Origin of the sequence: Kyrpidia sp., from assembly GCF_023512215.1 — a bacterium.
Lineage (GTDB): Bacteria > Bacillota > Bacilli > Kyrpidiales > Kyrpidiaceae > Kyrpidia > Kyrpidia spormannii.
Genome location: NZ_JAILZZ010000011.1, coordinates 1 through 13,434 on the forward strand (window position 1 = coordinate 1; position 13,434 = coordinate 13,434).

Consider the following 13,434-nt stretch of genomic DNA (forward strand, 5'->3'; position numbering starts at 1 on the left):
ACAGGTTCATCATCCCCACAAAATCCGCGTCCGCGCTGTACCGGTGGTTCGGGTTCTTGCATGTGAACCGTGAGCCGTTGCGTTCCCCGAGCACCTTGCAGTGCGGACAGGTCTGGGAAGTGTAGGCCGGGTTGCGCTCCACCGTCAGAATTCCCTCACGAAACGCCAAGTCCCGGACCCATTTCATGATCTGTCCGCGCAACCAATACGCCCGTTTGTGGTTCTTCCGACCGCTTTTGCTCATCCTCTCCTTGGGCGGCCGGTACCGGCGCAGGTGCTCGAACACGATCACCCTTGCGCCGTGCTCCATCGCGAATTGGACAATGGTTACGGCCGTCTGCTTGGCCGCGTTCTCGTCCAGGTTCCGGATCTTGTTCCACAAGTTCGCGTTGTCCTGGACGCCCGGCTGGAGCCGTCCGCTTTGCTCCCGCTTGCGGTGAATGACGGTCAACAGCCGGTGCCGGCGATGGTTCAGGGCTCTGCCGTCCACGAACCTCGTGGCCGCCAGTTTTCCCTCCACAAACGCTCCCATCACCGCCAGCCTGCCCACGCCCAGGTCCACCGCAACCACCGGCATCTGTGGGTCTGCCCGGCGCTGTTCCTCGGCCTTCCGGGGTTTGTCGACGGATTTCTCCATCGGGACGTGCAGCGCATACCGCACCCCGCCCGGATACCGTTTGTCCCGCTTCCCGTACACCGTCAGGGATTTCGCCACCCATGTCCGGTCCCCTTTTTCTTCGCCGGAACCGGTCTGGGCCGTCTTTGAACGTTTCCTTCCACGAGCGATGCGCTCTTTCTCCAGGGCGGACCCGGCGAGAAGCGATTCGGCCTGGGCATGAACCACCACCGGCAGCGACACCTTTTCCCACTTCTGCCCCGTGTGCAGTTTCAGGCTAATGAACGTATGCCGCTTTTTCTTCTGCGGGTTTAGGTCATACGCGGGGTGCTCGACCATCCCCGCATAAAACGTCACCGGTTCGTTCGGTGCGCCGGGTCGTGGTTCCCGCCCGCGCTGGTCCTGTGCTGTTTCCTCCCAAGTTTTCAGGTGGCTCCACCAGGACCGCACCTTGCCAATAGCTTGGTTGATCGCCGCCCGGCGCAACTCCGTCGGCATCCCTCTAGCCGCTGGAACGTGTTCGTCGAGCGGCCACCCCGGGTTCGGGTGGGCTTTGGTCGCCAGGGTGTGAAGCTCTGCAAACGTCAGCAGTTCCTGGTTGGTGTGCTTGCGGAGGTAGGGAGTGGGAGTGCCGTCTTTTTTCCGGGCTTCCACCGTCTTGTCCAACACGTCCAGGTGCGCCGCGAAAAACTCTATGTAAAACGCAATCACGGCATTATAGATTTCCTTAGTCCTCTTCAGTGCCTCCGTCTTGCACCGGTGGACCTCCTTGTGAATCCCGATCCGGATCGTCTTGATGACCGCGGCCAGTGACCTCACCTCCTTTGCCCCAGGGTCTTTTTCCAACTCTCAGACAGCGCCGGACAAGCGTCGAGCTCGGCAGCCGCCGCACGGTCGCGCCGCCGGTGGTGCATGATCTCGTTGCACCGGGCCACCGTCCACTGGGGAAACGGGCGATCGACGAGGACAATCTCTTGTCCGGGCGCCACCCATCCCTCTTCCAGCACGCGAAAATACCACCCGCTGCGGCCGGTTTCCTCGGCCCGCTTGGGCAGATCCGCCAGGTTCCACCGACGGCCGAGTTTCCAGCAGGGTTGCCGGGGTTGGGACACCTGCACCACCGCTTCACCGACGCGAAACGTATCTCCGATGCAGACGTCCGGCTCGGCCATGCCGGAGACGACAAAATTCTCTCCAAAGCCGCCCGGCTCCATTTCGGATATGCCCAATTCTTGCCGCCAGAGGGGGTAATGGGCGGCCGCGTAGGCCAGGACGGCTTTGTCCGGTCCGCCGTGATGCTTGAGGTCCGCTTGTTCATCTCCGGCGAGGTTCGTCCGGCTGAGCCAAACGGGCCCGGAGACCGGCTGCTTCAAAATCGCGCTGCGCCATTTCCGGCTCGCCTGGGACGGGTCGGTCATCGTCTTGACCCGGCCAATATGAATCGCAATAAGTAGCCCTTTCATCTTCTCGTTACCCCCGTTCCTGTCACCGAGCCGTTTTCAAGGCCAGCGTTTTGTTCCAGATAAGCCGTGCGCATCCCCGGTAGCGTGTGAGACTCCTGGCTTGTTCCGTTGTGGGTTCCAGGCGGAATCGAAAGGACCTGAGAATTTTTATGTTTCTATGATACACCAAATCCGCCGAGATAGCAAACATATATTTGCCAAAAGAGGTTGCGTTCCTTTGTCCATGATTCGGAAGGATATCGAGGTTTGCGGCGCGTTTTTTCGGATCAGATCCTTTCCGTTAGGCGATACGACCCTCGGAAGACCCGGCTGCACAAAATATTTGCGGAACAGCTCCCGGGTTCGTTAGGATAGGGACAGAGAGCAACAAATCTTGACGCTGAAGCACGAAGGCGAATGGAGGAAAACAAAGATGGAACCCATCTCGGTGCAGCCGATGCGCGAGCAGGTGGCGGCGATTTTGCGAAAAGCCATTTTTTCCGGTGAATTAAAGCCCGGCCAAGAGTTGGTGCAGGAAGAGATCGCGAATCAATTGGGTATCTCCCGTATGCCCGTGCGGGAGGCTTTTCAAATCCTCGAGAGGGACGGCTTAATCACTTTACAGTCCCACCGCAAAGCGGTTGTCCGGATCCTCACCGATGATGAGATTTCAGATCATTATGAGATCCGCGCTCTGCTGGAGGGGGAGGCGGCGGCTCGGGCGGCAAAACACCCTGGGGAACACGAGGAGATTCTCTCGGCCTTTGAGGACACGGTCAAAATGGCCGACCAAGGTTCGACCTCGGAGTTCGTTTCTGCCAACGAAGCGTTTCACCGCTCGATTTGGGAGGCAAGTCACAGCCCTCGGCTCGTGATGTTGTTGAACCTGTTGTGGAACGGACTGCCTCCGCACCTGCCTGAACTGTTGCCCCAGCAACCTTCCCGGTCCGCTCAAGAGCATGCCAGGATTGTGGAGGCCATCCGCGCCGGACACGACGACGAGGCCCGGGCGGCGATGACGGAACACGTGCTGAGGAGCTTGGGGGATTTTCTTCACCATCGCTCGGAAATCACCGGGGGTGATGCTCAAAAAAACTAAGTCAATTTCTTGTTGATTAAATGTTGGATCCAAGATATAATATGCGATAGTTGGTGGTGTTTTCTGTATTAAGCGATACTTCCCGTCTTCCATTGCAAGCCAAAGATACGCGGTGATCGAGTCGGTGGATTGATGGAAAGGATGGCGAATGGAGATGTCCGCGCTCCTCTTTGTACCGGCCACAGATGAACATAAGATTCAAAAGGCGGAGACACTGGGGTGTTCGGGGATCATCCTTGACCTCGAGGACGCCGTGTCCGAAGCCGACAAGGAGCGGGCGCGGGCAAACGCGACCCGGTGGCTGCAACAGAGGGCTTCCGATGGGCCACCGAGGCGGTGGGTGCGGATCAATGGATTGGATACCCCCCACTGGGAGAGCGATCTGGACGCAGTTTTGCCCGCTTCGCCGGACGGCTTCGTGGTTCCGAAAGTGGAGCGCGCCGGGCAGTTGCGAGCACTGGAGGACCGTTTGCGCAGGTGGGAAAGAGAAACCGGTCAGAATCTCAACGGGATTCAGATGGTGATCCTGTTGGAAACGGCTGCTGGGGTCATGAGAATGGAAGAGTTGTTATCCGCAAGTAAGCGGATTCGGGCTGCAGCCTTGGGCATTGCGGACTTGGCGGTGGACACGGGTATGTCTCTCGATTTTGCCTTCAGACAGAATGGGTTTGCGGCGGAGCGGGTCCGTTTGGTTCTCGTGTCCAGGGCTATTGGGCTCGAACCCCCCTGGGATGTGGTGTATGTGTTTCTCGATGACGAAGCCGGATTCCGCAAGGACGTGCACTTTGGACACGACATAGGGTGTCAGGGAAAGATGGTCATTCGCCCTTCCCAATTGGCTGTGGTTCGCGAAGTGTACGGGGTGTCGGATGAGGAAATGTTGAAAGCCCGGCGTATTCTGGAGATATCTGCCCAGGCCCGGCAGTCCGGGCAGGGGGCTGTTTTGACCGAGGACGGCCTCTTGGTGGACGGTCCTCTGGTGCGATGGGCGGAAGACACCCTGCGGCGGGCCGGAGAACAGTGAGAATGGAGCACGAGTCTTTGACAAGGGGGACTTTTGAGGCATGGATGTGTATACGATTGCGGTCATTCCCGGCGACGGGATTGGACGGGAAGTGGTGCCGGCGGCAGTGGAGGTTCTGAAGGTTTTGGCGGAGGTGCACGGTGGATTTCATTTCAAGTTTCAGGAGTTCCCGTGGAGTTGTGACTACTACGCTGAGCACGGGGAGATGATGCCGCCGGATGGGCTGGACATTCTGAAAGGGTTTGATGCGATCTTTCTGGGGGCGGTGGGGAATCCTGGACTGGTGCCCGACCACATTTCTCTTTGGGGGTTGCTTTTAAAGATTCGCCGGGAGTTCGAACAGGTGATCAATGTTCGTCCGGCCAAAGCCCTGAAGGGCGTGGCATCGCCGCTGACTGACCCTCAAGGATTCGATCTCGTCGTGGTTCGGGAAAACAGCGAAGGGGAGTACAGCGAAATCGGCGGGCGGCTCCATCGGGGCGATGACGAGATGGCGATCCAGGCTGCGGTGTTCACCCGCAAGGGAACGGAGCGGGTCATGCGTTATGCGTTTGAATTGGCCAGGACCCGCCGAAAACATGTAACCAGTGCGACAAAATCGAACGGCATTTACCACACGATGCCCTTTTGGGACGAAGTGTTCAAGGACGTACAGCGGGACTACCGGGATGTCCGGGTTGACTCCTATCACATTGATGCCCTGGCGGCACAGTTTGTCGCCCGGCCTTATGTCTTCGATGTGGTGGTGGCCAGTAATCTGTTTGGGGACATTCTGACCGACATCAGCGGCGCGGTGATGGGGAGCATCGGCATTGCCCCGGCGGCGAATATCAATGTCAACGGACGCTATCCGTCGATGTTCGAACCGGTGCACGGCTCGGCCCCGGACATCGCGGGCAGGGGCATCGCCAACCCCATCGGGCAGATTTGGACGGGGGCCCTCATGCTCGAACACTTCGGGCACCGAGATGCGGCTCAGGAGTTGCTGCAAGTGATGGAAGACGTGACGGCGGAAGGAATCAAGACGCCGGATATCGGCGGACATTCCGGTACTCGAGATGTGTCGGACGAGATCTGCCGCAGGCTGAGAAGGAGGTGATCTACCGTACGACTGAGAATTTCGTCGAAAAGGTGATCTAGGCAAAACAGTTAAATAAAGGGGGTCTCATTTATGGGACGTAACCGGAAAATAGTGTCCATTCTTTTAGCTCCGATCTTATCCCTGGGGCTTGTCGCATGTGGGGGCCAAACTACCTCCAATTCCGGTGGTTCGACCGGTGCTACGGGAGCGACAGATGTGCAGCCAATGACGATTAAGATTTCCCACGTGGTTGCGGAAAACACCCCAAAACACAAGGGTGCCCTTGCAATGAAGAGCACCATTGAAAAGGAATCGGGGGGCAAAATCAAGGTCCAAGTTTATCCAAACAGTCAATTATTTGGAGACAAAGATGAATATCAGAATCTTGTAGCAAACAACGTACAATTCATTATTCCCGACATGGCGAAATTGGTTGGTGTGGATCCGGCCTTCAATATTGAATCCATGCCCTTTCTTTTCAACAACGATGCGGCTTCCGAGGCGTTTTGGGACGGGCCTAAAGGACAGGAGATATTCAAACGTTTGGAGAAAAACGGTGTAATCGGTCTTGCCATGTGGCCCAATGGTCCAAAACAAATTACAAACAATGTTCGCCCCATCAAAACTCCAGAGGACATGAAAGGCCTTAAGTTCCGTACCCAAGGAGGTCAGCTTTTAGAAAAAGTTTACTCCGGGCTGGGGGCGAGTTCCGTCTCGATTCCTTATAACGAGCTGTACTTGGCCTTACAACAAGGAACAGTCGATGGTGAAGAAAATACTTTGAGCAACATCGAATCCATGAAATTTGATGAAGTGCAAAGGTATCTAACGATGGTCGGCCATACCCGGGTGGACTACGTGTTGATGACGAATACAAAGTTTTGGAACAGCCTCAATGACACCACGAAAAAGATCGTTATGGATGGAGTTAAAGCGGGGACAGAGGTAGCGCGTAAAGAAGCAGACACTTTGAACACTACGGCCTTCGATAAAATCAAGCAGCGCGGTCATACCCAGATTTATCAATTGTCTGCCGATGAACGTCAGAAATTTCAACAAGCGTTGAAACCCGTTTTTGACGAATACACCAAGATTATCGGCGAGGATGTGATCAAAGACGCATTGAGCCGTAATCAGTAAAAAAGGAAGGCGTCGATAGCCATGCGGTGGAATTGGATCCGGAATGCGGAAGACTACCTATCGGGCGCATTTTTTGTCGGCGGGATGGCACTTAGTTTTTACGCTGTGGTGACTCGCTACGTATTCAAATCTTCTCCCGCCTGGGCTCTTGAAGTATTCGAGTTTCTGATGGTGTGGTCCATCTTTTTGGGGTTTGGGATGGCGCTGCGTGACAATCATCACATTTCCGTCGATCTGTTGTATGACCGATTACCCGGTGGAATCAGAAAAATATTTGATATCATTTCTAATTTCATCGGTGCCGCTTATAGTATTTTTATGACTGTTACAGGAGTACAGATTACGATGCTCGCCTACCAACAGGGCATCGTGACAACAGATGCAGGAATTCCCGTATGGCTCACTTATTTAATTATGCCGATTGGGATGGCATTGTTGGCGATCCACTTTGTTCTGAAGTTGATGCGAATCCTTCGACCCAGGTCAACTATGGAACCTTACATGGTAAAACCGCTCGGTTCGGATCACTTGAGCGCTGATGGCACGGAAACCTCCTTGGTAGGGAGGCGAAAATAGGTGGACCCAACACTGGTATTATTCGGGACTTTTGCCCTATTGTCGTTGCTTCGAGTTCCCATCGCCATTGGTCTAGGTGTTGCCAGTTTGATTGCATTAAATATGATTGACTTTACGCTGTATCCCGTCATTCAAAAAATGTTTAGCGCTTTGGCTTCCGCCACATTGATGGCAATCCCGGGGTTTGTTTTCGCGGGGGTCATCATGTCAAAAGGTGGTATTTCGTACCACCTCATTGAGGCCTTAAAATCCTGGGTGGGTCATGTTCGAGGAGGGCTTGCGGTCGTCACTGTGCTCGCCTGTATGGTGTTTGCAGCGATTTCCGGATCGAGCCCCGCCACAGCGGCAGCTATAGGAAGTATCATGATTCCCGCAATGATAGAAGCAGGGTATGGTAAACGATATGCGATGGGGCTGGTGGCGGCTTCCGGGACATTAGGGATCCTCATTCCTCCTTCGATTCCATTGATCATCTATGGAGCGGTGGCAGAGGAATCTACCGGTAGGCTTTTCACTGCGGGGATCGTGCCGGGTTTGGTTCTCGGATCTATTCTCATTGTAGCTGCCATTCTTCACGCGAAGGTGAATAATTACGGAGCGTTACCAAAGCAGACTTGGGGGGAACGACTGCGAAAATCGAGAAAGGCGATCTGGGGTTTTCTGCTCCCCGTCATGATTTTGGGCGGAATTTATGCGGGAATTGTAACCCCAACGGAAGCCGCAGTCTTGGCCAGTGTGTATGGATTGGTTGTATCGGTGTTTGTTTACCGGGAAATGACGGTAAAGAGGTTTTTTGAGGTGTTAAGGGAGTCCATAAACATTACGGCGATGATCTTCTTGATTATCGCATCGGCCACCGTGTTTGGGATGTATTTGACTACCCAGCAGGTTCCTCAGGATTTTGCCCAATGGATCGAACAAAGCTCCGCGAACAAGTGGGTATTCATTTTGGGTGTGAATCTGTTGTTATTCGTTCTCGGTATGTTCTTAGAATCCGTTGCGATCATATTGATCACATTACCGATCCTGTTGCCTGTGTTGCCGTTATTCCATATTGATGTCATTCACTTTGCGATCATTATGACAATGAACATGGAATTTGCGATGATCACTCCACCCGTGGGACTCAACCTATTTGTGGTGAGTGGAGTTGCCAAAGAAAAGGTCGGCGAAGTCGTCCGAGGTGTTGCACCGTTTTTCGGCCTGATGCTGATCGCATTGGTGCTCGTGATCGTGTTTCCGGCGGTGTCGTTGTATCTGATCAAGTAGTTTGAAGGGGGTTCATGGATGCGGACGGTTCGCGTGGATGAAATTCGCGACACGGTGGCACGCCTCTGTTGGGAAGCTTGTTATTATTTGCCGTCAGATGTTGTACAAGGGCTCAAGCGGGCGCAGGCAACGGAGCAGTCCCCAATCGGTGAGTCGATTTTGACGCAACTCATCGACAACGCAGAACTGGCCGCCACAGAGGCGATCCCCTACTGCCATGACACCGGTATGACCATTGTCTATGTCGATCTCGGGCAAGACGTTCATATTGTGGGCGGGTCGTTTGCAGACGCCATCCAAGAAGGGGTACGAAGGGGTTACAAGGAAGGATACTTACGAAATTCAGTGGTGGGGGATCCCCTACGCCGAGTGAATACGGGTGACAATACGCCGGCGGTTTTGCACACCGAAATCGTTCCTGGAGACCGGATCCGAATCACGGTGCTGCCGAAAGGCGGCGGCAGCGAAAACATGAGCGCGATGAAGGTCCTGTTGCCCGGGGAGGGGGAGGAGGGAGTCAAACGATTTGTACTTGAAACGGTGGAATCGGCTGGAGGAAAAGCTTGTCCGCCGCTGATTGTCGGGGTTGGTATTGGAGGCAGTTTTGACAAGGTCTCGGAGATCGCAAAGCGGGCGATTCTTCGGGACATCGGTGTCCACCACCCTGAGCCACACATTGCCGCGTTGGAAAAACAGTTGCTAGAATTGGTCAACCAAACGGGTATCGGCCCCCAGGGTTTGGGAGGTGTGAACACCGCACTGTGGGTGGCGGTGGAAACCTATGCCTGTCACATCGCTTCGCTGCCCGTAGCAGTGAATCTTCAGTGTCATGCCGCGCGAAAGAGGATAGCCGTCCTGTAGGGAATGAACTTTAAGGGATTACAAGGAGAGAAGGTGAGTCAGTGGCTGTGTATGAACTTGCCGCCCCGCTTACGGACGAAACCATTCGACAGTTACAAATCGGGGACGAAGTCCTACTTACTGGTGTTATTTATATGGCCCGAGACGCCGCCCATTTGCGGATGGTACGGTTACTCGAGGAAGGATTGCCGTTACCTGTGGACCTTCGAGGGCAAATTCTATTTTACGCGGGGCCGTGTCCGGCAAAGACCGGCCGGATTATTGGTCCGGTCGCACCCACCACGGCTTCCCGCATGGATCCCTTCACTCCGGCCATGTTTGCCTACGGAGTAAAAGGGACTATCGGAAAAGGTCCCCGGGGCACGGAGGTCAGAGATGCGTGTCGCGCGTATGGCACTGTCTCTCTGGCTGCTGTGGGCGGGCTGTCCGCCGTGCTCAGTCAAAGGGTGCGTTCGGTCGAGGTCGTAGCTTATGAGGATTTGGGTCCTGAGGCGATCCGCCGAATTGAGGTTGAACAGTTTCCCACTCTAGTGACCTATGACGCCCATGGGGGGGACCTTTACACCCAGGAAATAGCAAAATATCGGCGTATCTCTTTCTGATGGTACAAGAGCAACATGGAAGGGGTTGGACCATGGCCATGCAAGTCACGCAGGAGGTGGCGTTCCACGTCCAGAACACTCAGTTCCAGCAGCTTTCTCCGCTTGCGATACAGCAGGCGAAACGGAGTTTATTAAACTGGATCGGCACAGCCATCGGAGGTGCTGGTCATCCCGCCGTGGAGAAGGTTCTACGGGTGGCGGAAAGGATGGGCGGCAGAAGACAGGTGACAATTCTAGGGCGACACGCGAAATCGGATCCGCTCTTTGGAGCACTGATCAACGGTCTGTCCTCCCATGTACATGATTTTGACGACACACTGTTACAAACGGTTCTTCATCCATCCGCCCCGGTTTTTCCGGCCATTCTTGCCTATGCGGAACTGCGTGGGGCGAGGGGTGAGGATATTCTTCTCTCTTTTGTTGTGGGTTGTGAGGTTGAGGCTCGTCTGGCCCGGTGTCTGTATCCCTCGCATTATCTGCGTGGCTGGCACATCACGGGAACCGTGGGGGCTATTGGAGCGGCGGCAGCAGTGGGAAAACTGATGAATCTGGATAAAAAAAGGTTGGCTTATGCGGTTGGGATTGCGGCTACGACCCCGACGGGTCTACGCGAGATGTTTGGGACGATGACGAAGTCTCTACATCCGGGCAAGGCAGCAATGAACGGTCTCCTTGCGGCTTTATTGGCGGAGGAAGGATTTACGAGTTCTCTCGAATCTCTGGAGGGGAAACGAGGGTTCGGCCATGTTTTGTCCGATGACCCTCACTTGGAATTGGTCAACGAGGGTTGGGGCGTTCAGTGGGAGGTGGAGTACAATACGTTTAAACCTTACGCCAGTGGAGTGGTGACTCATCCGGCCATTGATGCGGCCATTGCTTTGCGGAACCGGTATAATCTCACACCTGAAGAAATTCGGCACGTCAGGGTGGAAGGACATCCTTTGGTGGATGAATTGACCGGAAAACGGCATCCTGAGTCCGGGCTTGACGGGAAGTTCAGCGTCTATCATTGTGTTGCAGTTGCGCTCATCGATGGGAACTGCGGGTTGCAGCAATTCACGGATGAACGAGTCGCAGATCCACTGGTCTGTGAATTGAGGGACAAAGTGTCTTTATCCATTGATCCTGGGATCCGGGAGGACGAAGGCACCGTCACCATTACGCGGACAAATGGGGAAGTCGTGTCGTATCACGTCGAGCACGTCACGGGAAGTGCGGCAAACCCCATGTCGGACTCACAGTTGGAACAGAAATTCCTGGATTTGACCGGAGATGTGCTGGTGAAAGAGAAACAACAACGAATCATCGAAGGGGTTCGCGACTTCGAACATTTTGAGAACATTCGTTCGTTTCTCGAAGCGTGTGTTCCCTAATGGCTCCCGTGTAGCCGATCGGTGCAAAACGGCGTTGAGAGGAGAGTGCCTTTGTGGAGCTTTCACTGACGGAAGAGTTGGCTCGTTGGATCGAACAGGTCGATTATGCGCAGCTTCCCACCGAGGTTGTCGAACGGACAAAAGTCAGCATTCTCGATTGGCTCGGGAACGTACTGGCGGGGTCGACGACTCCGCCGGCCCGGATGATTCACCAGCTGATCCAGGGTCAAGGGGGAATTCCCCAGGTGACGGTGTTAGGTGGCGCCCTGGGGGACGAACCCGGGAGATGGCTGCGAACCTCGGTTCTATGGGCGGTCCTCGCAAACGGCGGGTCTTCCCACGTGGTGGAATTGGATGATGTACACAAGGGAGCCATTCTGCATCCCGGTACCGTTGTGATCCCCGCCGCTGTGGCGGTGGCCGAACACCTGGGGCTGCCGGGCAGGCGGCTGATCGAGGCAGTCGTGGTGGGGTTTGATGTCTGTATCCGGATCGGGGAGGCGGTGACCCCGTCGCACTATCGTTTTTTTCACACCACGGGTACCGCGGGGACCTTTGGGGCCGCGGCCGCCGTCGGCAAGTTGCTGGGACTGGGAGTCGGGCCGTTGGTGGATGCTCTCGGCAATGCCGGGACCCAGGCGGCGGGGTTGTGGGAGTTTATCGAAGATGGCGCAATGAGCAAACATCTTCACGCCGGGAAGGCCGGCATGAACGGTGCTATGGCGGCTTTGCTCGCACAAAAGGGCTTCACCGGTGCCCGGCGTATTTTGGAAGGGGATCGCGGATTTTTTCGGGCAATGGCCGCCGAATACGACCCGAGCCGAGTGATCCGGGACCTTGGGTCGAACTATAAAATTCTCGAAAATTGCTTTAAAATCCACTCGTCTTGCCGACATACGCACAATGCCATCGACCTTGTGATCGATTTGGTGACCGAGAACGACATCGAGCCGGAAGAGATCGAAGCGATCGAAGTGGGGACTTATCTGGTGGCACTGGACATTACCGATCAACCTGACCCTCAGACCGTCTATGCGGCGAAATTCAGTCTCCAGTTCTGTGTAGCCCTTGCGGCGGTCAAGAAAAGGGCCTCGCGAAAAGATTTTAATGAAACTTCTTTGTGGGATCCTGTAATCCGCGGGGTCATGTCCAAGATTCGGGTTGCGGTGGATCCAGAGTGCGAGGCTGTCTATCCAAACAAATGGGCGGCAAGAGTCGTTCTGCGCACCCGCAGCGGCGCCCGATACACAGGACGAACCGATTACCCGAGAGGGGATTTTGAGAACCCGGTCATGACGGAAGAACTGGTTGCAAAATTTCGGGATCTAGCTGCCGAACACGTATCCGAGGCAAGACTCGAACGGTGGGTGGATCAGATTCTACGACTGGAAAAAATGTCAAATGTAAGAGAGTTATGGGCGAACTGAGTTCGCTATTCCCTCGTTCCTTGACTAGGATTATGGATCCAATATACAATCGTAGCGAACCGTTCCTGCGGACGGAGATGCGGATCTAGATCGCGAGGGGGCAAGGGGAGATGGAAAGCTTCGTACAAGTTAAGGAGAGGCCGGAAAATTCGACGATCGTTGAAGTGATTTTGGACCGCCCGAAAGTGATGAACGCCTTCAACACGGAAATGGCAGAACAGTTGCTCGAAATCTTTAAGAACCTGAGGACAAGATCTGATGTTCGGGTGGTTGGGCTGCGGTCGGCTCACAAAGGATTCTTCTGTACCGGAGCGGATCTTAAAGAGCGGAATAGGATGAGCGAGGAACAATGGCGAAACCAGCACCACCTGTTTGAAGCCATGTTTTATGCTCTCGCAGACCTGCCCATGCCCACTGTGGCGGTGATTGATGGTTACTGCTTGGCCGGCGGAATGGAATTGGCGCTGAACTGCGATTTGTGGGTGGTGAGTGAAGGTGCCACTTTTGGCTTGCCCGAGGTGACCCGGGGCATTATGCCCGGAGGTGGGGGAACGCGGCTCCTGGCTAAACGGATTGGCGTTCACCGCGCCAAAGAGGTCATTCTCAGCGGTCAAAAGTTCAGTGCTCAGCAGATGGCGGAGATGGGGGCGGTGAATCGACTGGTCCCCAGGGAGAGGTTGGACGCAGAGTTTCTGGCGTTGGCCCAGGTGATCAGTGCCAATGCCCCCTTGGCGGTGCGGTTCTGTAAGGCCGCTATCGACGAGTTGTTCGGGATGGCAGATGGTGAAGCTCGGGTTCGGGAGTTGTACTGGTACAACCAATGCGTGGATACCGAAGACCGTCTGGAGGGAGTTCGGGCATTCAACGAAAAACGATCTCCCCATTTCCAGGGGCGCTAGTCTTGTGAAGTAGCGGGGTTTTGGC

14 protein-coding genes are annotated in these 13,434 nt (G+C 55.1%); 11 read left to right on the top strand and 3 right to left on the bottom strand.

The window, feature by feature from the left end; all coding sequences use genetic code 11:
* The 3 genes from K6T64_RS06105 to K6T64_RS06115 form a co-directional block, all read right to left on the bottom strand.
* The coding region (locus K6T64_RS06105) for a zinc ribbon domain-containing protein (RefSeq protein ID WP_288009053.1) at nt 1-1,435 on the bottom strand (1,435 nt) is incomplete at its 3' end.
* Nucleotides 1,432-2,079, bottom strand: a complete 648-nt coding sequence (locus tag K6T64_RS06110; protein WP_100667978.1) for an MOSC domain-containing protein — start codon at nt 2,077-2,079, stop codon at nt 1,432-1,434. The genes K6T64_RS06105 and K6T64_RS06110, both read right to left, overlap by 4 nt.
* A gap of 22 nt (nt 2,080-2,101) precedes the next feature.
* Complete coding sequence (locus K6T64_RS06115) at nt 2,102-2,269, bottom strand: helix-turn-helix domain-containing protein (RefSeq protein ID WP_232059677.1); 168 nt, start codon at nt 2,267-2,269, stop codon at nt 2,102-2,104.
* Nucleotides 2,270-2,491: 222 nt separating this feature from the next.
* On the opposite strand from K6T64_RS06115, the gene K6T64_RS06120 reads away from it, so the two are divergent.
* The 11 genes from K6T64_RS06120 (at nt 2,492) to K6T64_RS06170 (ending at nt 13,409) form a co-directional block, all read left to right on the top strand.
* Nucleotides 2,492-3,157: a GntR family transcriptional regulator gene (locus K6T64_RS06120; RefSeq protein ID WP_100667977.1), complete on the top strand. Its 666-nt coding sequence runs from the start codon at nt 2,492-2,494 to the stop codon at nt 3,155-3,157.
* Between the two features lie 154 nt (nt 3,158-3,311).
* Nucleotides 3,312-4,181 carry an HpcH/HpaI aldolase/citrate lyase family protein gene (locus tag K6T64_RS06125; protein WP_288009056.1) on the top strand — a complete coding sequence of 290 codons (870 nt, stop codon included), beginning with the start codon at nt 3,312-3,314 and terminating at the stop codon, nt 4,179-4,181.
* Between the two features lie 40 nt (nt 4,182-4,221).
* Complete coding sequence (locus tag K6T64_RS06130) at nt 4,222-5,280, top strand: tartrate dehydrogenase (protein WP_288009058.1); 1,059 nt, start codon at nt 4,222-4,224, stop codon at nt 5,278-5,280.
* Between the two features lie 72 nt (nt 5,281-5,352).
* A complete protein-coding gene (locus tag K6T64_RS06135) occupies nt 5,353-6,402 on the top strand; it encodes a DctP family TRAP transporter solute-binding subunit (protein ID WP_288009060.1) in 1,050 nt (349 codons plus the stop codon).
* A gap of 21 nt (nt 6,403-6,423) precedes the next feature.
* On the top strand, nt 6,424-6,978 hold the full coding sequence (locus tag K6T64_RS06140) for a TRAP transporter small permease (RefSeq protein ID WP_288009061.1): 555 nt from the start codon (nt 6,424-6,426) through the stop codon (nt 6,976-6,978).
* Nucleotides 6,979-8,247 (top strand): TRAP transporter large permease, encoded by a 1,269-nt coding sequence (locus K6T64_RS06145; protein WP_288009063.1) that lies wholly within the window; start codon nt 6,979-6,981, stop codon nt 8,245-8,247.
* 18 nt (nt 8,248-8,265) lie between these two features.
* Nucleotides 8,266-9,108, top strand: a complete 843-nt coding sequence (locus tag K6T64_RS06150) for a fumarate hydratase (RefSeq protein WP_288009065.1) — start codon at nt 8,266-8,268, stop codon at nt 9,106-9,108.
* Nucleotides 9,109-9,149: 41 nt separating this feature from the next.
* A complete protein-coding gene (locus tag K6T64_RS06155; RefSeq protein ID WP_288009066.1) occupies nt 9,150-9,710 on the top strand; it encodes a FumA C-terminus/TtdB family hydratase beta subunit in 561 nt (186 codons plus the stop codon).
* A 32-nt stretch (nt 9,711-9,742) separates the two neighbouring features.
* Entirely contained in the window at nt 9,743-11,083 is a 1,341-nt protein-coding gene (locus tag K6T64_RS06160; protein WP_288009068.1) for an MmgE/PrpD family protein, read from the top strand.
* A 53-nt stretch (nt 11,084-11,136) separates the two neighbouring features.
* The gene (locus K6T64_RS06165; protein ID WP_288009069.1) at nt 11,137-12,510 is read left to right on the top strand and encodes an MmgE/PrpD family protein; all 1,374 of its coding nucleotides are present in this window, start codon (nt 11,137-11,139) and stop codon (nt 12,508-12,510) included.
* Nucleotides 12,511-12,620: 110 nt separating this feature from the next.
* Nucleotides 12,621-13,409 (top strand): enoyl-CoA hydratase/isomerase family protein, encoded by a 789-nt coding sequence (locus tag K6T64_RS06170; RefSeq protein ID WP_170085795.1) that lies wholly within the window; start codon nt 12,621-12,623, stop codon nt 13,407-13,409.
* The last annotated feature ends 25 nt before the right edge of the window (nt 13,410-13,434 follow it).